The 22239-nt window shown below is 73.4% G+C and carries 12 protein-coding genes and 1 pseudogene; 7 read left to right on the plus strand and 6 right to left on the minus strand.

Annotation, left to right across the window (positions count from 1 at the left end; genetic code table 11):
• The 4 genes and pseudogenes from ACIGEZ_RS05695 to ACIGEZ_RS05710 form a co-directional block, all read right to left on the minus strand.
• Window positions 1–239: pseudogene (locus ACIGEZ_RS05695) on the minus strand (hypothetical protein); the annotation flags it as partial.
• Between the two features lie 423 nt (window positions 240–662).
• Window positions 663–1772 (minus strand): peptide chain release factor 2, encoded by a 1110-nt coding sequence (gene prfB, locus ACIGEZ_RS05700; RefSeq protein WP_399826051.1) that lies wholly within the window; start codon window positions 1770–1772, stop codon window positions 663–665.
• A 152-nt stretch (window positions 1773–1924) separates the two neighbouring features.
• On the minus strand, window positions 1925–3160 hold the full coding sequence (locus tag ACIGEZ_RS05705) for a serine/threonine-protein kinase (protein WP_399826053.1): 1236 nt from the start codon (window positions 3158–3160) through the stop codon (window positions 1925–1927).
• A gap of 135 nt (window positions 3161–3295) precedes the next feature.
• Window positions 3296–5047 (minus strand): serine/threonine-protein kinase, encoded by a 1752-nt coding sequence (locus ACIGEZ_RS05710; RefSeq protein WP_399826055.1) that lies wholly within the window; start codon window positions 5045–5047, stop codon window positions 3296–3298.
• 467 nt (window positions 5048–5514) lie between these two features.
• Here ACIGEZ_RS05710 and ACIGEZ_RS05715 point away from each other — a divergent pair, with 467 nt between their 5' ends.
• The 4 genes from ACIGEZ_RS05715 to ACIGEZ_RS05730 all read left to right on the plus strand — a co-directional run bounded on the left by ACIGEZ_RS05715 (window position 5515) and on the right by ACIGEZ_RS05730 (window position 13149).
• Window positions 5515–9420: an FtsK/SpoIIIE domain-containing protein gene (locus ACIGEZ_RS05715; protein ID WP_399826058.1), complete on the plus strand. Its 3906-nt coding sequence runs from the start codon at window positions 5515–5517 to the stop codon at window positions 9418–9420.
• 121 nt (window positions 9421–9541) lie between these two features.
• Window positions 9542–10897 (plus strand): ABC transporter substrate-binding protein, encoded by a 1356-nt coding sequence (locus ACIGEZ_RS05720; RefSeq protein ID WP_399826060.1) that lies wholly within the window; start codon window positions 9542–9544, stop codon window positions 10895–10897.
• 3 nt (window positions 10898–10900) lie between these two features.
• Window positions 10901–12226, plus strand: coding sequence for a carbohydrate ABC transporter permease (locus tag ACIGEZ_RS05725; protein WP_399826062.1), 1326 nt, complete (start codon window positions 10901–10903; stop codon window positions 12224–12226).
• Window positions 12227–12318: 92 nt separating this feature from the next.
• A complete protein-coding gene (locus ACIGEZ_RS05730) occupies window positions 12319–13149 on the plus strand; it encodes a carbohydrate ABC transporter permease (RefSeq protein WP_399826244.1) in 831 nt (276 codons plus the stop codon).
• Between the two features lie 17 nt (window positions 13150–13166).
• Here ACIGEZ_RS05730 and ACIGEZ_RS05735 read toward each other — a convergent pair whose 3' ends face one another.
• Window positions 13167–13772: a TetR/AcrR family transcriptional regulator gene (locus ACIGEZ_RS05735; protein ID WP_399826064.1), complete on the minus strand. Its 606-nt coding sequence runs from the start codon at window positions 13770–13772 to the stop codon at window positions 13167–13169.
• 108 nt (window positions 13773–13880) lie between these two features.
• On the opposite strand from ACIGEZ_RS05735, the gene ACIGEZ_RS05740 reads away from it, so the two are divergent.
• From ACIGEZ_RS05740 to ACIGEZ_RS05750, 3 genes are read left to right on the plus strand one after another with little or no spacing between them, the layout of a single operon-like run.
• Complete coding sequence (locus tag ACIGEZ_RS05740; protein WP_399826067.1) at window positions 13881–14828, plus strand: ABC transporter permease; 948 nt, start codon at window positions 13881–13883, stop codon at window positions 14826–14828.
• Complete coding sequence (locus ACIGEZ_RS05745) at window positions 14821–15567, plus strand: ABC transporter ATP-binding protein (RefSeq protein WP_399826070.1); 747 nt, start codon at window positions 14821–14823, stop codon at window positions 15565–15567. The genes ACIGEZ_RS05740 and ACIGEZ_RS05745 overlap by 8 nt, the downstream gene beginning before the upstream one ends.
• A gap of 11 nt (window positions 15568–15578) precedes the next feature.
• Window positions 15579–16922, plus strand: coding sequence for a glycosyltransferase 87 family protein (locus tag ACIGEZ_RS05750; RefSeq protein ID WP_399826073.1), 1344 nt, complete (start codon window positions 15579–15581; stop codon window positions 16920–16922).
• An 87-nt stretch (window positions 16923–17009) separates the two neighbouring features.
• On the opposite strand, the gene ACIGEZ_RS05755 is transcribed toward ACIGEZ_RS05750, so the two are convergent.
• Window positions 17010–21971: an NAD-glutamate dehydrogenase gene (locus tag ACIGEZ_RS05755; RefSeq protein WP_399826076.1), complete on the minus strand. Its 4962-nt coding sequence runs from the start codon at window positions 21969–21971 to the stop codon at window positions 17010–17012.
• Between the last annotated feature and the right edge of the window lie 268 nt (window positions 21972–22239).

A 22239-nucleotide genomic window follows, 5' to 3' on the forward strand; every position in this document is an offset into this window, starting at 1 on the left:
GTCTCGGTACCACCGTTCTCGGTACCACCGTTCTCGGTACCGCCGTTCTCGTTGCCGCCCGTCTGGCACAGCGTCGGGTCGATCTCGCAGGTGGGCGGCTCGTCGCCACCGACCTCGGCGCCGAGCGTGATGTTGACACCCACGGCCGAGGCGGCACCCGCGGCAGTGAGCGACGCGCCGGCCGCGATCACGGCACCGGCAGCTATCCGCGCGATGCGGACCCGCGTCTTCTTCGTCATCTGGCTGCTACCCCCAGTAGCTCAAAATCGTCTGTAGAGCTGCGCTCGGGGCTCGGACAGTGGGCGCGGTCAAGCTCGCTGAACCTGCCCCCGTTCACACGCGCCCCATGACAACGCATGCCGCGAGCCACCCTTGCGAGTTTCCGATGACCCGTCAAGGTCGTTGCGCGTGCGATGCCCGAAAGATCACCAGTTGACCGTCATGCGGGGATGCAACTGTGACGTAAACGCGGAACTTCCGCTCCCGCCAGGGCAGTTCCCATGTCGACAAAGCGTCAGACAACCACAACTTCCGCTTGCGCTCGCGAATTCCGAACCGGGCCGTTTCGGCCCGGAAGCAGCCGGAAAGGACCCGCAAAGCGCCGGGCCCCGCTCACCACAAGTGAGCGGGGCCCGGCGCGAGTACGCCACAGGAGAGGCGGGTTACTGCGTCTGCTCCTGCTGCTTGCGCCAGCGGATTCCGGCCTCCAGGAAGCCGTCGATCTCGCCGTCCAGGACGGACTGCGGGTTGCCGACCTCGAACTCCGTACGGAGGTCCTTGACCATCTGGTACGGGTGCAGGACGTAGGAGCGCATCTGGTTGCCCCAGGAGCTGCCGCCGTCCTTCAGGGCGTCCATCCTGGCCTGCTCCTCCTGGCGGCGGCGCTCGAGGAGCTTCGCCTGGAGGACGTTCATGGCGCTGGCCTTGTTCTGGATCTGCGAGCGCTCGTTCTGGCAGGAGACCACGATGCCGGTCGGGAGGTGCGTGATGCGCACGGCCGAGTCGGTGGTGTTGACGCCCTGGCCGCCGGGGCCGGACGCGCGGTACACGTCGATGCGCAGCTCGGACTCGTCGATGTCGACGTGGTCGCTCGTCTCGACGACCGGGAGCACCTCGACGCCCGCGAAGGAGGTCTGGCGGCGGCCCTGGTTGTCGAAGGGCGAGATGCGCACGAGGCGGTGGGTGCCCTGCTCGACGGAGAGCGTGCCGTACGCGTACGGGGCCTTCACGACGAAGGTGGTCGACTTGATGCCGGCCTCCTCCGCGTACGAGGTCTCGTACACCTCGGTCGGGTAGCCGTGCCGCTCGGCCCAGCGCAGGTACATGCGCTGGAGGCGCTCGGCGAAGTCGGAGGCGTCGACGCCGCCGGCCTCGGCGCGGATGTTGACCAGCGCCTCGCGCTCGGCGTACTCGCCGGAGAGCAGGGTGCGGACCTCCATCTCGTCCAGCGCCTTGCGGACAGCGACCAGCTCGGACTCCGCCTCGGCCCGGGTGTCCGGGTCGTCCATCTCCTCGGCGAGCTCGAAGAGGACTCCGAGGTCGTCGATGCGGCCGCGCAGGGCCTCGGTCTTGCGGACCTCGGCCTGGAGGTGCGAAAGCTTGCTCGTGATCTTCTGCGCCGCCTCCGGGTCGTCCCACAGGGACGGGACCGCGGCCTGCTCTTCGAGCACGGCGATGTCTGCCCTCATCTTCTCGAGGTCCAGAACGGCCTCGATCGACCCCATGGTCGAGGAGAGGGACTTCAGCTCTTCGGATACATCGACGACTGCCACGCGTCCAGCGTAACGGCTCGCGGCAAGGACCCGGACCTACGGCCGCCCGGGACCTGCGGCGGCCCGGCGCCGGGCGGGCTGGAGGACGGCCGGGACGGCCGCCGCCGCCCGCAAGTGCCCCGGGGGATACCCCCGCCCGGCCCGGTACGCCCTTACGGCTGCGAGGACTGCTTCGAATCCTGCGGCGGGGTGTCCGTGTCGCCCGACGCCACCAGATAGCCGCCCGCGCCCAGCGCGCCCGCGATCACGACCGCCGCGACGGTGAGCGTGATCCGGCGCTTGCGGACCGCGTCCGCCTTGTGCCGGGCCGAGCCGGGCCGCCGGGCGCCCGCCGGGCGCGGGGCCCGGGCGGTGCCGAGCGGGCCGCCGGAGAGCTCGTCGGGGCCGGGGACCCGCATGGAGGTGTGGGTGTCCCGGTTGGAGTCGGTCGAGGCGCCGGGGACGAGGGGGACGGCAGCCCGGCGCGGGGCGGGCTCGCCCGTGCCGGTCGGGAAGGGGTCCTCCTCGTACGCGGGCTCCGCCGCCGGGTCCGCGTCCGGCTCGTCCACGTCGAGCGGCGGGATGCCCTTGAGCAGCGGCAGCACGTCCCTCAGCCGGGTCGCGAGCTCCGAGGCGCGCAGCCGGGAGGCCGGGGCCTTGGCCAGGCACTGCACGATCAGCTGCCACAGCTCCTCGGGGATGCCGGGCAGCGGGACGACCGTCTCGGTGACATGGCGGCGCAGTACGGCGCCGGGGTGGCCGCCGCCGAAGGGAGTGAAGCCGGCGAGCAGCTCGTACAGGACGGTCGCGAGGGCGTAGATGTCGACGGCGGCGCGCGGCGGGAGGCCCTCGACGATCTCGGGGGCGAGGTAGTCGGGGGTGCCGATGATCCTGGTGGCCTTGGTGCGGCCGGGGGTGTCGATCAGCTTGGCGACGCCGAAGTCGGTGAGGAGGGCGGGGTGGGCGCCGCCGGGGCCGAGCGGGCCCTCCATGTCGAGCAGGATGTTCTCGGGCTTGACGTCCCGGTGCACGACGCCGGCCTTGTGGGCGACGGCGAGGCCGTCGGCCACGTCGGCGATGATCGCGACGGCCGCCTCGGGGGCGAGCCGGCGCTCGCGGTCGAGGCGGGTGCGCAGGTCGGTGCCGCGGACGAGGTCCATGACGAGCGCGAGGTCGTTGCCGTCGACGACGAGGTCGCGGACGGACACGATGTGCGGGTGGTCGAGCCCGAGCAGGGCGGTGCGCTCCTGGACGAAGCGGCCGACGAGCTCCTGGTCGGAGGCGAGGTCCTCGCGCAGCAGCTTGATGGCGACGGGGCCCTCGGGGCCCTCGCCGAGCCACACCGTGCCGGCGCTGCCCCGCCCGAGGATCTGGTGGGCCGTGTAGCGGCTGCCGATATTCCGTGCCAAGACTGCTCCCTCAGCGGCTGCGGTTCGCGTCAAAGTTACGCGTCCGAGGGCGCCCACCGGCACTTCCGAGGGGAAATCACCCCTCGGAAGTCGACAAAGCGACAGTGTGACCCCTCTCGGGGGCCCCGGGAGCCCTTACGGTCCCGTGCCCGTGCCTCCGGTACCGCTCCCGCTGTCGGCGAGCGAGGAGACCCAGTCGGTGAAGGACGAGATGCCGTCGCCGATCGCCTGCCAGTAGCCCTTGCCCTGGGCGACCCAGTCCTGGAGCGGGGTGAGCTCCCAGATCAGCCAGCCCGCGACCACGAACAGCACGATCGTGAACAGGCAGCCCTTGAGGCAGCCGAGGCCCGGGATCCGCATCGGGTTGGAGCTGCGCCGGCGCGGCTCGCGCGGCTCGCGCTGGGCGGGGGCCGGGGCCGGGCCCTGGGGCGGCGGCTGCGGGGGCGCGTACTGCTGCTGCTGCGGCTGGGGCGCGTACTGCTGCCGCTGTGGGGCGTACGGCTGGGGCTGCTGCTGGTATGGCTGGGGCTGCGGCGGCCGCTGGGGCTGCTGGTACTGCTGCGGCTGCGGGGGCCGCTGCGGCTGCTGGTACTGCTGCGGCTGCTGCTGGTGGGGCTGTTGCGGCTGGCGCTGCGGGCGGCGGCGCAGCGGGTCCTGGCTCGGGTCCAGGTACTGCACCTGTGTCTGCTCGTTGCGGTCGCGGGCCGCGCGCAGCTGGCTCTGCCACGGGTGCGGCTCGTCGCTCTGCTGCCCGGACTGCGGCGGCTGCGGCGGTACGGGCGGCATGACCGCCGTCGGGTCGGCGGCGCCCGTCGCGGGCAGCACCGCCGTCGGGTCGGCCGCACCGGCGGGACCGCCGGCCGGGCCGCTGGTCTGCATCACGCTGGTCGGCGCGGCGGGGTCGTACTGACCGGCGCCGCTGGGCAGGACCTGCGTGGGGTCCGCCGCCCCCGGGGCCCCCGGGACCGGCGCCGGGGCCGGGTCGGGGGCGAGGAGCGCGCCCACGCCGTCCGCTGCCTCGATCTGGGCGGGGGTGGCGTGCACGCCGATGCCGGCGGCGACCGTACGCAGGCCACGGGCCAGGTTCTCGGCGCTGGGCCGGTGGTCCGGGTTCTTGCTGAGGCAGCGCTCTATCACCGTCCACAGCGGCCCGGGCACGGTCGAGGGGCGGCGCGGTTCCTCGCTCAGGTGCCGGTGCAGCACCTCGAGGGCGGTGCCGCCGGCGAACGGGGGCCGGCCGGTGACCAGCTCGTACAGCAGGATGCCGGCGCCGTAGATGTCGACGGCGGAGGTCTGCGGCCGGCCCTCGGCGGACTCGGGGGCGACGTACGCGGGGGTGCCGACGAACTCGTGGGTGCGGGTCAGGCCCGGCGAGTCGGCGAGCCGCGCGATGCCGAAGTCGGTGAGCATCGGGAACATGGCGCCGTCCCGCTCGGCGAGCAGCACGTTGGCCGGCTTGAGGTCGCGGTGGACGACGCCGTCGGCGTGGCTCGCGGCGAGGGCGTCGGCGATCTGCGCGGTGAGCAGGGCGGCGGCGACCGGGGTGAGCGGGCCGCTCTCGCGGATGTAGCGGTGCAGGTCGGGGCCCTCGACGAGGTCCATGACCAGGGCGAGGACATCGCCCTCCACGACCAGGTCGCGGGTGCGCACGATGTTGGGGTGGGTGAGCCGCAGCAGCACGGACCGCTCGCGCAGGAAGCGCATCACGATGTCCGCGTCGTTGGCCAGCTCCTCCTTGAGGACCTTGATCGCGACGGTCTCGCCGGGCCGGCCCTGCACGGCCGCGTCGGCGCCGGCCGTCTCCCGCTGGCGGGCTCGCCAGACGGTGCCCGTGGCGCCGCGGCCGAGCGGCTCCTCGAGCAGGTACTTGCTGCCGATAGGCCGCACGTCACGCGCTCCCTGCTGATCGTGGTCCTGGGGTGGTCGGTGGAGGGTCCCCGGGGTTCCTGTGTGTTCTGTGACCCGTCCGGGTGTCCGACCCACTTTAGTGCCGCCGATCGGGTCACCGACCGTCCCCGGGATGGCGGATTCCGGCAGGGCTCCGGCGGAATACGGTCACCGGACGTGTCCGGAAAGGAGACGCCCGGAGCGGGGCGGAGGTTGCCGGAAGCGACGCGAGACGTACGTAACCAGGCGTTTTCACGTCGACAGGCGACCGAACAAGATCACTTGAGGGCGACCCGGGGGCGGGCTGTCGGTGGCAGGTGCGAGGATGCGTACAGCACGTCGTGTCGGGGGTCGGGAGCCCCCGCGCCGTGCCGACCTGTACCGGACGACGCGTCCGTGTCGGGTGGGGGGAGACAGCGGGTGGTTCCCCTGCCGGGCGCGCCGCGCAGAAGGGACCGCTGACGGCGATGCAGATCCGGCTGACCGTCCTCGCGCCGCACGCCGGCCACGGCGTCGGGCGCGCCTGCGACGTGCTCGTCACCGCCCCCGCGGGGACGGAGCTGGCCGCCGTGGCCTCCTCCCTCGCCGCTGCCGTCTCCGGCCCCGACACCTCCTCCTCCGGCACCACCGTCCTCTACGCGGGCGGCGAGCGCCTCGACACCCGGCGCTGCCTGCTCGGCGAGCCGCCGCTGGTCGACGGGGCCGTGCTCTCCCTCCAGGTGCCCGGCGCGGACGACGCGATCGACGAGGGAGCCGCGGCCCGGCTGCACGTGGTGGCGGGTCCGGACGCCGGCGGCGTCCATCTCCTGCACGGCGGAGCGATCAGAATCGGCCGTTCCGTGGACGCCGACGTGCCGCTGGACGACCCGGACGTCTCGCGGTCCCACTGCACGGTGACGGTCGGCCCGGACGGCCGCGTCACGGTCACCGACCCGGGCTCCACGAACGGCACGACCCTCGACGGCGTCGCCGTCGGCCCCCAGCCCGTCCGCTTCCCGCCCGGCGCGGTGCTGCGCGTCGGCGAGTCCGCCCTGCGCCTCACCGGCGGCCGGGACGGCGTGGCAGGGCACCTCCCCACGACCCCGGACGGCGAGGGCCACCTGCGCGTGGACCACGGCGGTACGGGTCAGGGGGCGGCGCCCTATGAGGCAGCGCCGTACGGCGGCGGCCGGCGGGGTGCCGGGGAGGTGACGTACGGCGGGGCGCGGGGTGCCGGGGACGGCGCCCAGGGCGGCGGCCGGGGGACGGGGGCCCCGGGGCACGAGGGCGCGGACGCCGACGGCGGCCGGGCGGGCGGACGCGACGGCGCGTACGCCGACCCAGGCCGGCCGGGCGGACGCGGCGACACGCACGCCTCGCGCGGCGGGACCCTCGGACGCGACGACGGCGACGCCGCCCACGGCGGAACCGGTGGCCGCAGCGACGCGGACGGCTCCGGCGGCGGAGCTCGCGGGCTCCGGGACACACACGCCACCGACGGCGGGCCGGGTAGGCGCGGCACCGCGGACACCCCTGGCAGCGGATCCGGTGGCCGCGGCGCGGCTGACGCCACCCACGGCGGGGCTCGGGGCCGTGACAGCGCCGACGCCACCCGCGGCGGAGCTCCTGGCCGCGGCGACGGGGAGGGTCACGCCCGCGCGGCGGAGCTCCCCGACGAGCGCGAGGCCGAGCTCCATGCCCACAGCAGGACCCGACAGGCACGCCGGCGCGGGCTCGGGGCCTGGGCGCGGCGGCTGGCGGGCGGCAAGGACGGGGCGCAGGACGCCGAGTACGGCGTGGCGCCCGTCCCCGCCTTCGCCGGGGCCCGCCCCGGAGGCGGCGCCGGGGACGCCACCGGCCCCTCGCCCGACAGCTGGCCCGACCCCGCCGCCGTACTCCTCACGGCCCTCGGCCCCGGGCCGCGCCTCTGGGAGCGGGGCCTCGACCACCCCGAGGCCCTGGTCGTCCGGCTCGGCACGACGGACCGGGCCGAGCTGTCCGGGGTGCCGGTCACGGTCGGCCTGCGCGAGGCCGGCGCCCTCGGGCTCGCCGGACCGGGCCCGCGGCTCACGGGCCTGGCCCGTTCGGTCGTCGCCCAGCTCGCGGCCCTGCACTCCCCCGCCGATCTGGAGATCGTGCTGATCAGCGCCGACCGGAACCGCCCCCTGGAGGAGCGGCGCCGGACCTGGGGCTGGCTCGGCTGGCTCCCGCACGTCCGGCCCGGCCACGGCCAGGACTGCCGGCTGCTCCTCGCGTACGACCGCGACCAGGCCCACGCGCGGATGACGGAGCTGACCCGGCGCCTGGACGACGGGCCGCTCGGGCCCGGCTGGCCCAGCGCCGACCGGGCGGCGGTCGCCGAGGCCGCCGCGCGCCACGAGGGACCGGCGACGGTCGTCATCGTGGACGGCGACCCGGGCTCCGCCGCCCTGCGCGAGACCGCGGCGCGGCTCGCCGGGGCGGGCGCCGCTGCGGGCATCCATCTGCTGTGCCTGGCCGAGGCGCCGGCCGCCTCGCCGTCCTCGCCGGTCGCCGCGACCTACGAGACGGCGTGTGCGGCCTCCCTCGCCTTCCGCGAGTGCGGGGCGGCCGCGCTGCTCAGCGGTGACGTGGCGACGGCCCTGCGGCTGCTGCGGACGGCCGGCGGCCGGGCCGCGGGGCACGGCACGGTCGGCGTGGTGGACGCGGTGTCGGCCGCCTGGGCCGAGCGGTTCGGCAGGGCGCTGGCCCCGCTGCGCACGGAGACGGCCGCGGGCGCCGGGTACGGCCGGGCGGCCGCACTGCCGCCCTCGTCACGCCTCCTTGACGAGCTGGGCCTGGCCCGGGCCACCCCCGCGTCCCTGATGGCCCGCTGGGCCTCGGCCGCGGACGGCACGGCGGTCCTGGGCGCGGGGCCGCGCGGGCCGGTCGCCGTGGACCTGACGGCGGAGGGCCCGCACCTGCTGATCGAGGGCCCGGTGGGCAGCGGCCGCACCGAGCTGCTGCGCTCCATCGCCGCCTCCCTCGCCGCGGGCGGCCGTCCCGACCGCCTCGGCCTCCTGCTGGTCGACGGCGCGGGCGGCGAGCGCGGCGAGGGCCTCGCGGCCTGTACGGAGCTGCCGCACGTCACCGAACACCTGGTCGCCTCGGACCCGGTCCGCATGCGCGAGTTCGCGCAGGCCCTGGGCGCCGAACTGAAGCGCCGCGCCGAGCTGTTGGGCGACACCCACTTCGCCGACCGCCGCTCCGGCCGCCTCATCGCCCAGCGCGCGGCGAGCCCCGCCGAGTCGATGCCCCCGGGCCCCCGCGCCACCACCCGCGTCCCGGACGCCCGCGGGGAGGCGGGCGCGGACCTCGCGGACCGCCCCAGTGGCCGCGTGCCCCGCCCGGGCGCCGGTGACCGCCCGGGCGCCGGCGACCCGACCGACCGCACCAGCGGCCGCACCCTGCACACGGCCGCCGACCGGTCCCCGGCGCACGGCTCCCACCCCGGCGCCGCCGAACCGGACGGCCGCGCCGGCGGCCGCACCCTGCGCACGGCCGCCGGCGGTGGCGTCGGTGACACGCCCAGCGGCCGCCTGCCGCGCCCCGCGGCCACCGACTTCGGCGACCGCCCCGGCAGCCGCACCCTGCGCACCGGCGCCCACGACTTGCGCGAGCACGCCGACGGGCGGGCGTACCCCGCAGGAGCCGGGGACCTGGGCAGCACGCCCAGCGGGCGGCTGCCCCGCTCCGGGTCCGCCGACCGCACCCCGCCCCCCGACACCGACCTGCTCGGCGACACCCCCGGCGACCGCCTCCCCCACCCCGGTACCGGCGACCGCAACCCGCCCCACGGCGCCACGCCCGGCGGGCGCGCCCCCGGCCCCGAGAGCGCCGGCTCGCTCCCCCGCCTCGTCGTGCTCGTGGACGACTTCGACGCGCTGGTCGCACCCGCGCTCGGCGCGCCCGGGCGGCCCGCGGCCGGGTCCGTCGTACGGGCGCTGGAGGCGGTCGCGCGGAACGGGGCGCGGCTCGGGGTCCATCTGGTCGCCACCTCGGCGCGGCCGGACCGGACCGCGGACACGGAGCTGGCGCACGGAGCACGGCTGCGGATCGTGCTGGACGCGCCGCCCGCCGCGCCCGGCCCTGACGCGCCGCAGCCTGGCCGCGGGCGGCTCGGTCACCCGGACGGCCGGGTGACCCCGTTCCAGGCCGGCCGGGTCACCGGGCGCATCCCGCGCACGGCGACCCTGCGCCCCACGGTCGTCCCGCTGGAGTGGGAGCGGATGGGCGACCCGCCCACCCGTCGCCCGGTCCGTGAGCTGGGCAACGGCCCGACGGACCTGGCCCTGTTGGCCAGTGCGCTCGACCGCGCCGCCCGTTCCGTCGACGCCGCTCCGGTACCCCCGCTGACCTCGCCCACGCACGCCTGACAGCACGTCACGAGCCGATCACGATCCTCCACTTGACACGGAAGGCGGTATTGCGGGCCCCGCGGCCCCGGCGTAGACCTGAGCCCACGGGACCAGGAAACGCGGGAGAGGCGGGGCTCGAATGCGTACCACCAGAACTCTTCAACTCGTCGCCGTGACGGCCGTCGCCGTCCTCACGGCCGCCGGCTGCGGCAGCGGGGACGGCGGCAAGGGAAGCGGCCCCACGGCGAGTGCCGGCACGGGCGGGACGGGGCTCACGCTCCCCTCCCTGAAGGGCGAGAAGATCGAGGTCGCCGCCGTCTGGACCGGCCCCGAGCAGGAGAACTTCACCAAGGTCCTGAAGGAGTTCGAGAAGCGCACGGGCGCGACCGTCACCTTCGTGCCCGCCCAGGACCCGATCGTGAACTTCCTCGGTACGAAGATCGCCGGCGGCTCCCCGCCCGACGTGGCGATGCTCCCCCAGGTCGGCGCGATCCAGCAGGCCGCCGCCCAGAAGTGGATCAAGCCGCTCGGCCCGGAGGCCAAGGCCCAGCTGACCAAGAACTTCTCGAAGGGCTGGCAGGACCTCGGCGCCGTCGACGGCACCCCGTACGGCGTCTACTTCAAGGCCGCCAACAAGTCCCTCGTCTGGTACAACACCGCCGCCTTCGACAACGCGGGCGCGAGCGAGCCGAAGACCTGGAAGGACTTCCTCGCCACCGCCGAGACGATCTCGGCCTCCGGCGTCACCCCGGTCTCCGTCGGCGGCGCGGACGGCTGGACCCTCACGGACTGGTTCGAGAACGTCTACCTCTCCCAGGCCGGGCCGGAGAAGTACGACCAGCTGGCCAAGCACACCATCAAGTGGACGGACCCGTCCGTCACCCAGGCCCTGAACACGCTGGCCGAGCTGTTCGGCAAGCCGGCCCTCCTCGCGGGCGGGACGAACGGCGCGCTGCAGACCGAGTTCCCCGTCTCCGTCACACAGACCTTCACGGGCGGCGACCGGGCGAAGGCGGCGATGGTCTTCGAGGGCGACTTCTCGGCGGTCAACATCGCGGAGACCGGCGCCAAGGTCGGCACGGACGCAAAGGTGTTCCCCTTCCCGGCCGTCGGCTCCGGCGCCGCCCCGGTGGTGACCGGCGGCGACGCGGCCGTGGCCCTGAAGGACACCAAGGGCGCGCAGGCCCTGCTGACCTTCCTCGCCTCGCCCGACGCGGCCGGGATCTGGGCGGCCGAGGGCGGCTTCCTCTCCCCGAACAAGTCCCTGGACACCGCCGTGTACCCGAACGACGTCCAGCGCAAGATCGCCACTGCGCTGATCGGGGCGGGCGACGGCTTCCGCTTCGACATGTCGGACCAGATGCCGCAGTCGTTCGGCGGGACGCCGGGCAAGGGCGAGTGGAAGGCGCTCCAGGACTTCCTGAAGAACCCGAAGGACGTGGCGGGGACCCAGGCGAGGCTGGAGGCCGAGGCCGCCAAGGCGTACAAGGGCTGACCGGTGACCGCCACGCGCAGCACCACCCGCACCCGCACGCGGAGCAAGGGCCGTGGGACCGTCACCGCCGCGGCCTTCCTCCTCCCCGCCCTCCTCCTGCTCGGCGCGCTGGTCGTCTACCCCATCGGCTACTCCGTCCAGCGCTCGTTCTTCGACAAGGCCGGCGACTCCTTCGCGGGCCTGGACAACTACGTCACCCTCTTCACGGACGAGTCGATCCGCACCGCCGTCCGCAACAACGTGGTCTGGGTGGTCGTCGCCCCCGCCGTGGCGACGGCCCTCGGCCTGGTCTTCGCGGTGCTGACCGAACGGGTGCGCTGGGGAACGGCGTTCAAGCTGGTCGTCTTCATGCCGATGGCGATCTCCATGCTCGCCGCGGGCATCATCTTCCGGCTCGTGTACGAACAGGACCCGGACCGCGGGGTCGCCAACGCGGTCTGGGTCGGCGTCCACGACACCTTCGCCGAGGCGTCCGGCTTCCCGCGCGCCCGGCCGCTGCCCGTGCACCCGCTGAAGGAGGCGGGCGGCGGGGCGTACGAGACCAGGTCCCCGGTCCGTACGGGGGAGATCGCCCGGCTGCCGCTGATCGGCGTCGCCCCGGCGCAGATGCCGAAGGACGCCCGCCCCGCCAGCCCGGCTCCGCCGACCACGAACGACGCCGTCACCGGCGTCGCCTGGCTGGACTTCACCCGGGGCGGCGGCGGGCGGCCGAACACGGTCGACCCGAAGGAACTCGGCCTGAAGGGGCTGCGGATCGAGGCGGTGAAGGACGGCACGGTGGTCGCGCGCGCCACGGCGGCCGCCGACGGCACCTTCACCCTGCCGGCCGCCGCCGACGGAGCCGTACTGCGCCTGCCCGCGAGCAACTTCCGCGAGCAGTACAACGGCGTGCAGTGGCTCGGCCCCTCGCTCGTCACCCCGGCCATCATCGGCAGCTACGTGTGGATGTGGGCCGGCTTCGCGATGGTGCTCATCGCGGCGGGGCTCGCGGGACTGCCGCGCGAACTCCTCGAAGCCGCGCGGGTCGACGGGGCGAACGAGTGGCAGGTGTTCCGGCGGATCACCGTCCCGCTCCTCGCCCCCGTCCTCGGCGTCGTCCTCGTCACCCTGATGATCAACGTCCTGAAGGTCTTCGACCTGGTGTTCATCATCGCGCCGGGCTCGGCGCAGGACGACGCGAACGTGCTCGCCCTCCAGCTGTACCGCTCGTCGTTCGGCACGGACGCCGATCTCGGGATCGGCTCGGCCATCGCCGTGCTGCTCCTGCTGTTCGTCCTGCCGGTGATGGCGGTCAACATCCGCCGCATGCGAAGGGAGACCCGCAGGTGACGTCCCTCGCCTCCAGGACCCCGTCCTCCCGGAGCTCGTCCCGCACCCCGTCCTCCCGGAGCCCTTCCAGGCCCGCGTCCACGGCGTCCCGGATCGCCGCCCGCACCGCCGGCGGCGCCCTACGCGTCTTCCTCGTCCTCATCGCGCTGTTCTGGCTGATGCCGACGGTGGGACTGCTCTTCTCCTCGCTGCGCTCCCCGTCCGACATCGCCTCGGGCGGCTGGTGGCAGGTCTTCACCACCCCGGCCCAGCTGACCACCGAGAACTACCGGAACCTGCTCGCCGACGACGCCATCACCGACTCGCTCGTCTCCACCGTCCTGATCACCGTCCCCGCGACCCTGCTCGTCATCGTGATCGGCGCGCTCGCCGGCTACGCCTTCGCGTGGCTGGACTTCCCCGGCCGGGACTGGTGGTTCCTGGTGGTCGTGGGGCTGCTCGTGGTCCCGGTGCAGGTGGCGCTCGTGCCGGTGTCGAAGCTGTTCGGCACGGTCGGGATCTTCGAGACGACGCTCGGCGTGGTGCTGTTCCACACGGCCTTCGGGCTGCCGTTCGCGATCTTCCTGCTGCGGAACTTCTTCGCGGAGATCCCGCGCGAGCTGCTCGAGGCGGCCCGCCTCGACGGGGCGGGCGAGATCCGGCTGTTCACCCGGGTGGTCCTGCCGCTGGGCGGCCCCGCGGTCGCCTCGCTCGGCATCTTCCAGTTCCTGTGGGTGTGGAACGACATGCTGGTGGCGCTGATCTTCGCGGACGCCCAGTCGCCGCCGATCACGGTCGCGCTTCAGCAGCAGGTGCGGCAGTTCGGCAACAACGTGGACGTGCTGGCGCCCGGCGCCTTCGTGTCGATGGTGATCCCGCTGCTGGTCTTCTTCGCCTTCCAGCGGCAGTTCGTGTCCGGGGTGATGGCGGGCGCGGTGAAGTAGTCCGTGCGGCCGGGGCGTCACGCGGTGAGCGCGGCCACCGCCGACCGCGCGAGGTCGTCCAGGTAGCCCTTGGGCGGCTCGGTGCGCACGACCACGAGCCGCCAGTAGAGCGGCCCGATCACGAGGTCGAGGGCGCGGTCGGCGTCGGCGCCCGCGGGCAGCTCGCCGCGCTCGGCGGCGGAGCGGACGACCTGGGCCACGACGCCCTGCTGCGGGTCGAGCAGGGCGGCCTTCAGGGTGTCCGCGATCTCGGGGTTCCGTACCGACTCGACCAGCAGATCCGGGATGACCTGCGAGGCCACCGGGTGCCGCAGGGCGTGTGCGGCGACCTCAAGGAGAGCGCGTACGTCGCCGTGGAGCGAGCCGGTGGCCGGCGCGGGCAGCCCCTGGACGGCGAAGGCCCCGACCAGGTCGAGGACGAGGGAGAGCTTGGACTTCCAGCGCCGGTAGACGGCGGTCTTGCCGACCCCGGCGCGGCGGGCGATGCCCTCGATGGACATCCGGGCGAACCCGACCGCGGCCAGTTCCTCGAGGACGGCGGTGCGGATGGCCTCCGTGACGTCCTCCCGGAGCACGGCGGCGCCCGCGGGGGTGCGGCGAGGGGTTCCCGAAGGTGTCGTCATGCACAGGATCTTAACCACCGGTTACGTGACGACGACACGGTTGCGTTTCGACGTGCGGGCGTCCTACTCTCCCCGTAGCGACGATACGGACCCGTTCCATCGAAAGCGATGCCCGTGACCACGCAGACCCTCGCCACCCCCCACACCCCCACCCCGCACACACTCACCCCGCCCGCCCCGCCCTCCTCCGAGGAGCTGCGGGCCCTCGCCCGGCGCCACGGCCTGACCGTGAGCGGCGCCCGCCCCCCGCTCCCCGCGTACGTACGGCAGCTGTGGTCCCGGCGGGACTTCATCACCGCCTTCGCGACGGCCAAGCTGACCGCGCAGTACAGCCAGGCCCGGCTCGGCCAGGTCTGGCAGGTGATGACCCCGCTGCTCAACGCGGCGGTCTACTACGCGATCTTCGGCGTGCTCATGGACGTCAAGCACGGCATCCCCGACTACGTCCCGTTCCTGATCACGGGCGTGTTCGTGTGGACCTTCACCTCGCAGACGGTCATGACCGGCACCCGGGCCATCAGCGGCAACCTGGGCCTGGTCCGCGCCCTGCACTTCCCGCGCGCCAGCCTGCCCATCGCGCTCGCCCTCCAGCAGCTCCAGCAGCTCGCCTTCTCGCTGGGCGCGCTGGTGGTGATCCTGCTCTGCTTCGGCGAGTTCCCGCGCCCGAGCTGGCTCCTGGCCGTCCCCGCACTGCTGCTCCAGGCCCTGTTCAGCACCGGCCTCGCGATGGCGCTGGCCCGGCTCGCGTCCCGTACGCCGGACATCGCGCAGCTGATGCCCTTCGTGCTGCGCACCTGGATGTACGCGTCCGGGGTCATGTGGTCGATCCAGCACCTCGCGGGCGGCGGGCGCTTCCCGGACGCGGTGGTGCTCGCCCTGCAGTGCAATCCGGCGGCGGTCTACATCGACCTCATGCGCTTCGCGCTGGTCGAGAGCTTCACCGGCGCCCAGCTCCCGCCGCACGTCTGGGCGGTGGCGGCCGGCTGGGCGGCGCTGACCTTCGCGGGCGGCTTCGTCTACTTCTGGAAGGCCGAGGAGACGTACGGCCGTGGCTGAGCACCAGGAGCGTGAACCCACCGTCGTCGCCGACGGCGTCCACGTCACGTACACCGAGCGCGGCGGCGCCCGCAGCGTCCACGCGGTCCGGGGCGTCAGCTTCGCCGCGTACCGGGGCGAGGCGATCGGCCTGATCGGCTCGAACGGATCGGGGAAGTCGACCCTCCTCAAGGCCGTCGCCGGCCTGCTCCCCACCAGCGAGGGCCGGGTCTACACCCGCGGCAGGCCCGCCCTGCTCGGCGTCAACGCGGCCCTGATGGGCGATCTGACAGGAGAACGGAACGTCATCCTCGGCGGCCTCGCGATGGGCATGAGCCGCAAGGAGATCGGCGCGCGCTACGGCGACATCGTCGCGTTCTCCGGGATCAACGACAAGGACGAGGACGCGATCTCCCGCCCGATGCGGACCTACTCCTCCGGCATGGGCGCCCGGCTGCGCTTCTCCATCGCCGCGGCCCGCAGCCACGACGTCCTGCTGATCGACGAGGCGCTCGCGACCGGCGACGCGCCCTTCCGCCGCCGCAGCCGGCAGCGGATCGACGAGCTGCGCGCCGAGGCGGGCACGGTCTTCCTGGTCAGCCACTCGAACTCCACCATCACCGAGACCTGCGACCGCGCGCTGTGGCTCGAGGCGGGCACGCTGCGGATGGACGGGCCGGCCCAGGAGGTCGTGGCGGCGTACGAAGAGTTCACCGGGTCGGCCGCCAAGACACGGAAGAAAGGGGGCATAGCGGACTAGAGTGCGGAGGGATGACCACCGACCCGCCCCCGCACGAACCCACCCCGGCGGCCGCCCCCGCGCCGCACGACCCCACCCGTGCGACCACCCCCGCGCCACCGTCCCTCACCCGCTCCCCCTTCGAGTCGGAGACCTTCACCTCCGCCACCTTCGTGACCGTCGGCGGCGGCCCCCGGCTCGCCCTGGCCGTGCTCTGGCTGCTCACCCGCGCCGGGATGCTGCTCCTGCTGTGGCGCGACAACCTCGGCATCCGGGGCGTCGCCAGCGAGGTCTACGTCCTCTACCGGCAGTGGTACGGCCAGTTCGCCCAGGGCACCTTCCCGCCCGGCGACGTCGCTTGGCAGTACCCGCCGGGCGCGGGCCTGGTCATCATGTCGCCCGGCCTCGTCCCCTGGCTCACCTACTTTCAGGGCTTCGTCCTGCTCACCCTGATCGCCGACGCCGCCGTCACCGCGGCCCTCGCCCACGCCGACAGCGACCGCCTCACCCACGGCGCCTGGTACTGGGCCGCCGGACTCCCCCTGCTCCTGCACACCCCGCTCGCCCGCTACGACGTGCAGACCACCGCCCTCGCCGTACTCGCCCTGCTCGCCCTGAAGTCCCGCTCCAGCGCCGCCCACCGGCTCGGCGGAGCGCTCGCCGGACTCGGCGCCATGGTCAAGGTCTGGCCCGCTCTCACCCTGATCGGCACCCCCCGGGGCCGTACCACCCGCGAGGCCTGGACCGCCGCCGCCGTCACCGCCGCGGTCCTGCTCGCCACCCTGGCGCTGTTCTTCTCCGGGTCCCTCGGCTTCCTGCGCCAGCAGGGCCACCGGGGCGTCCAGATCGAGTCCCTCGGCGGCACCGCCCTCGCCCTGGCGAAGGCGACCGGCGCCTGGCCGGGCACCGTCCAGTTCCGCTACGGCGCCTTCGAGTACGTCGGCCCGTACGTCTCCACCATCGGCCACCTCGCCCTGCTGCTCACCGTCGCCGCCTTCATCTGGCTGCTCCTGTGGCGGCTCCAGGCCCGCCGCTGGACCGAGGCAACGCCGCTCGACGCCGCGTTCGCCGCCGTGCTGCTGTTCACCGTCACCAGCCGGGTGATCAGCCCCCAGTACCTGATCTGGCTGCTCGGCCTGGGAGCCGTCTGTCTGACCTCACGCCGCACGGTCATGCGCCCGGTCGCCCTGCTGCTCCTCCCGGCCGCCGCCCTGAGCGCGCTGGCCTACCCGGTCCTCTACGACGACGTCCTCGCCGGCACCCCGGCGGGCCTCACCGTCATGACCCTGCGCAACGGCGTGCTGCTCGCGGCGGCGGCCCTGGCGGCGAGGCGCCTGTGGACGGCCTCGGTCACGGCGGAAGGCCCGACCACCTGAGACAAAAAGGGGGCGCCCCCACCGGTTCTCGGTGAACCGGCGAGGGCGCCCCTCGACCCGTGACGACTCCGCCGCCGCCGACAGTGACTAGCTGTGCGTACGAAGCAGCGTCCGCATCGTCCGCATCGCCACCGACAGGTTCGCCAGGTCGAAGGCGTCCGAGCCCTGGATCTCCTCCAGGGTCGAGCGCGCCCGGCCCAGGATCGCCGCGTTGTTCTCCTCCCATGCCTTGAACCGCTCCTCCGGCGTGGAGGTGCCGTTCCCGGCCGCCAGGACGTCCGCCGTGAGCGCGGCGTGCGCGGCGAACAGGTCCTCGCGGATGGAGGCCCGGGCCATCGACTGCCAGCGGTCGCTGCGCGGCAGCTCGATGATCCGGTCCATCAGGTCGGTGATGCGCAGCCGGTCGGCCAGGTCGTAGTACACCTCGGCGACGGCCAGCGCGTCCTTGGCCGTGCGGTCCGCGGTCGCGACGATGTCGAGCGTCGGGAACGCGGAGGAGAACCCGGCCACGCGCAGCGCCAGCTCCTCCGGAACGCCGACCGCGGTCAGCTCGTCCAGGATGGACTGGTACCACTCCAGGTCCGCGCCGCGCAGCAGCTGCGGCAGCTTCTCCCAGACCTGCGCGACCCGGTCCGAGAAGAACTCGATGGTCTCGCCGATCTGGAGCGGCTGCGGCCGGTTGTTGAGCAGCCAGCGGGTGGCGCGCTCGACCAGGCGGCGCGAGTGCAGGCGCATCCGGGTCTGGAATTCGGCCGGAACCTTGTTGTCGAGCGCCTCGACGGCGTCCCAGACCTCGCCCAGCCGGAAGATCGCACGGGCCGCGGTCTGCGCGCGGACGATCTCCTCGATCGAGGCGCCGGACTCCTCGCGCAGCCGGTGCAGGAAGGTCGAGCCGCCGGTGTTGACGGTGTCGTTGACGAGGACCGTGGTGATGATCTCCCGGCGCAGCGGGTGGTGGTCCACCGCGTCGGTGAAGGACTCGCGCAGCAGCGTCGGGAAGTACGCGTGCAGCAGCCCGCGCAGGTACGGGTCGTCCGGCAGCTCCGTACCGATCAGCTCGTCGGCCACCGTGATCTTGGTGTACGCGAGGAGGACGGCCAGCTCCGGCTGGCTCAGGCCACGGCCGCCGCTCAGCAGTTCGCGGACCTGCCGGTCGTTGGGCAGGAACTCGAGCGACCGGTCGAGCGCCCCGTCGCGGCCCAGCCGGCGCATGAAGCGCTGGTGGGCGTGGAGCAGGGACGGCGACTGGGCGACGGCGTTGGCGAGGGCCGTGTTCTGCGCGTAGTTGTTGCGCAGCACCAGCGCGCCGACCTCGTCCGTCATCTCGGCGAGGATCTTGTTGCGCTGCTTGACGGTCATGTCGCCGTCGGCGACCAGACCGTTGAGCAGGATCTTGATGTTGACCTCGTGGTCCGAGGTGTCGACGCCGGCGCTGTTGTCGATGGCGTCGGTGTTGACCTTGCCGCCCAGACCCGCGGGTCCACCGGTGCGGGCGAACTCGATGCGGCCGAGCTGCGTCGCGCCGAGGTTGCCGCCCTCGCCGATGACCTTGGCGCGGACGTCCTGGCCGTCGACGCGGATGGCGTCGTTGGCCTTGTCGCCGACATCGGCGTTGGACTCGACCGAGGACTTCACGTACGTGCCGATGCCGCCGTTCCACAGCAGGTCGACGGGCGCATGCAGGACGGCCTTCATCAGCTCGGCCGGGGTCATCTTGGTGACCCCGTCCTCGATGCCGAGGGCGGCCCGGATGTGCGCGTTGACCGGGATCGACTTGGCGGTACGCGGGTGGATGCCGCCGCCCGCGGAGAGCAGCGAGGTGTCGTAGTCGGCCCAGGACGAACGGGGCAGCTCGAAGAGCCGGCGGCGCTCGGCGTACGAGGTGGCCGCGTCCGGGTTGGGGTCGATGAAGATGTGCCGGTGGTCGAACGCGGCGACGAGCCGGATGTGCTCGCTCAGCAGCATGCCGTTGCCGAAGACGTCGCCGGACATGTCGCCGACGCCGACGACGGTGAAGTCCTGGGCCTGCGTGTCGTGGCCCAGCTCGCGGAAGTGCCGCTTGACCGACTCCCAGGCGCCGCGGGCGGTGATGCCCATGCCCTTGTGGTCGTAGCCGGCCGAGCCGCCGGAGGCGAAGGCGTCGCCGAGCCAGAAGCCGTACGACTCCGCGACACCGTTGGCGATGTCGGAGAAGGTCGCGGTGCCCTTGTCGGCGGCGACGACCAGGTAGGTGTCGTCCTCGTCGTGGCGGACCACGTCGACCGGGGGCACGACCTCGCCGCCGACGAGGTTGTCGGTGATGTCGAGCAGCGCCGAGATGAAGGTCCGGTACGAGGCGATGCCCTCGGCCAGCCAGGCGTCGCGGTCCACGGACGGGTCCGGGAGCTGCTTGGCGACGAAGCCGCCCTTGGCGCCGACCGGCACGATGACGGTGTTCTTCACCATCTGCGCCTTGACCAGGCCGAGGATCTCGGTACGGAAGTCCTCGCGCCGGTCGGACCAGCGCAGACCGCCTCGGGCGACCTTGCCGAAGCGCAGGTGGACGCCCTCGACGCGCGGCGAGTACACCCAGATCTCGAAGGCCGGGCGGGGCGCGGGCAGGTCGGGGATGGCCTGCGGGTCGAACTTCATCGACACGTAGGAGTGCGCGTTGCCGTCGGCCGACTTCTGGAAGAAATTGGTCCGCAGGGTCGCCTTGATGACGGTGAGGAACGACCGCAGGATCCGGTCCTCGTCGAGGGAGGCGACCTGGTCAAGGGCGCCGTCCAGCTCCTCCAGGAGACCGTCGATCAGCTCGGTGCCGGCGCGCTGGCGCTCCGGCGCCATCCGGGCCTCGAAGAGGGAGACGAGCAGCCGGGTGGTGTGGACGTTGTTGCGGAGGGTGTCCTCCATGTAGTCCTGGCTGAAGGTAGAACCGGCCTGGCGCAGGTACTTCGCGTACGCCCGGAGCACCATCGCCTCGCGCCAGGTGAGCCCGGCGGACAGGACGAGCGAGTTGAAGTTGTCGTTCTCGGCCTCGCCCGTCCAGGTAGCGGCGAAGGCCTCCTGGAAGCGCTCGCGGGCGTCGTCGGCGAGGTAGTCGCCGCCGTTGCCGGTGGCCGCGGGCATCCGCAGGCCGAAGTCGTAGATCCAGGCGTGGGTGCGGTCGGAGCAGCGCAGCTCGTACGGGCGCTCGTCGGTGACCTCGACGCCGAGCCGGTTGAGGACCGGCAGGACGGCGGAGAGCGAGATCTGGTCGCCCGTCTTGTAGATCTTGAAACGGCGCTCGCCGGGGGCGGTGGCGACCGGCTCGTACAGGGAGAGCGAGAAGTCCTTGTCGCTGCCGGCCAGGGCCTCCAGGTGGACCAGGTCGGCGACGGCGGCGCGCGGCGAGTGGTCGGCCTTGTAGCCCTCCGGGAAGGCGTTGCCGTAGCGGCGCAGCAGCTCGGCGGCGCGCTCCTCGCCCAGCTCGGCGTTGAGCGCCTCGCCGAAGCCGTCGGCCCAGGAGCGGGCGGCGTCGGCCAGCCGGGTCTCGATGCGGTCGATGTCGGCCTCGGTGAGCTTGGCCAGCTCGGTGCCGGGCTCGACGCGGATGACGAAGTGCAGGCGGGAGAGGATCGACTCGGTGTTCCAGGCCGTGAAGTCGACGCTGGTGCCCTGCAGCTCCTCCTTCAGGATGTCGATGATCCGCAGCCGGACGCGGGTGGTGTAGCGGTCCCGCGGCAGGTAGACGAGGGCCGAGTAGTAGCGGCCGTACTCGTCCTGGCGCAGGTAGAGCCGCAGCCGCCGCCGCTCCTGCAGGTACAGGACGCTGGTGACGATGGACTGGAGCTCGTCGACCGGGGTCTGGAAGAGCTCGTCGCGCGGGTAGGTCTCCAGGATCTGGAGCAGGTCGCGGCCGTCGTGGCTGCTCGGCGAGAAGCCGGCGCCCTCCAGGACCTCCTGGACCTTGCGCTTGATGACGGGCACACGGCGCACGGACTCGGTGTACGCGGCCGAGGAGAACAGCCCGAGGAACCGCCGCTCACCGACGACGTTCCCGTCGGCGTCGAACTTCTTCACCCCGACGTAGTCGAGGTAGGACGGCCGGTGCACGGTGGACCGGCTGTTGGCCTTCGTCAGAATGAGCAGCTTGTGCTCACGCGCCTTCGCGCGGGCATCGGCGGGCAGCCGGCTGAAGGACGGCGAGACGGGGTGGGCGTGCTGGTCGTCACCGCTGTGGTGCGGGTCGGAGCGCAGGATGCCGAGGCCGGTGCCGGGGATCGCGGACAGCGCGGCGTCACCGTTGACCAGCTCGTACTCGCGGTAGCCGAGGAAGGTGAAGGCGTCGTCGGCGAGCCAGCGCAGCAGCTCGCGGGCCTCCTCGACCTCGGTGGGCCGCAGGTCGGCGGGGGTGGGTTCGCCGGGCAGTCCGTCGGCGATGCGCAGCGCGGCCTCGCGCATCTTCTCCCAGTCCTCGACGGTCTCGCGGACGTCGGACAGGACGCGCAGCAGGTCGGCGGTGATCTGCTTGAGGTCGGCCTTGTCGGTCTCGCGGTCGATCTCGACGTGGATCCAGGACTCGACGAGGGCGTCGTGCGGCAGGTCGCCCTTGGGCTCGTGGGTGACGACCTCGATGAGCCTGCCGGTCAGGTCCCGGCGGACGAGGACCTGCGGGTGGATGACGACGTGGATGCCGCGGCCCTGGCGGGACAGCTCGTTGGTGACGGAGTCCACGAGGAAGGGCATGTCGTCGGTGACGACCTCGACGACGGAGTGGCTGCAGGTCCAGCCGTTCTCCTCCACCGTGGGCGTGTGGACGCGGACGTTCGCGGTGCCCTGCGGGCGGTTCTCCGCGAGGCGGTAGTGCGAGAGCGCGGCACCGAAGACGTCGACGGGATCGCGGCCCGTCAGGTCCTCGGGCGCCGTGTGCAGGTAGTAGCGCTGGAGGTAGTCGAGCAGGGTGTCCCGGTCCGGACGCTCCCCGTTCTCCGGCCCCGTCGGAAGTCGCCCCCCGACCGGGCTGTTCTCAGCTACCCGGGCGGCCCGTTCGAGCAGCTCGGCCTTGGCTTCGTCCAGCTTGGTCTGCATGTCCTCTGACTCCTGTCGCGCGCCATTGCGTGACGTCGGTGGAAGAAAGGACACAACGCCACGACGCGGTGGTACCGGTCGAAAGAGACGTTATGCCGCGATGAGAGATGTCCGGGCCGTTCTCGGCCACGACGGGTGTCGCGCCTGTCGCGCCCGGACGGAGAGAATCGGCGAACGCACCGTCGGCCCGGCGCCTGTGGCGCGCCGGGCGGAGGCCGGGGGCTGCACTGCCCCCTCGGCGTATCGCGCTGATCACGGCAAAAGCCTA

It is taken from the genome of Streptomyces sp. NPDC085481 (genome assembly GCF_044541845.1).
In the GTDB taxonomy this organism is placed as follows: Bacteria; Actinomycetota; Actinomycetes; order Streptomycetales; family Streptomycetaceae; genus Streptomyces.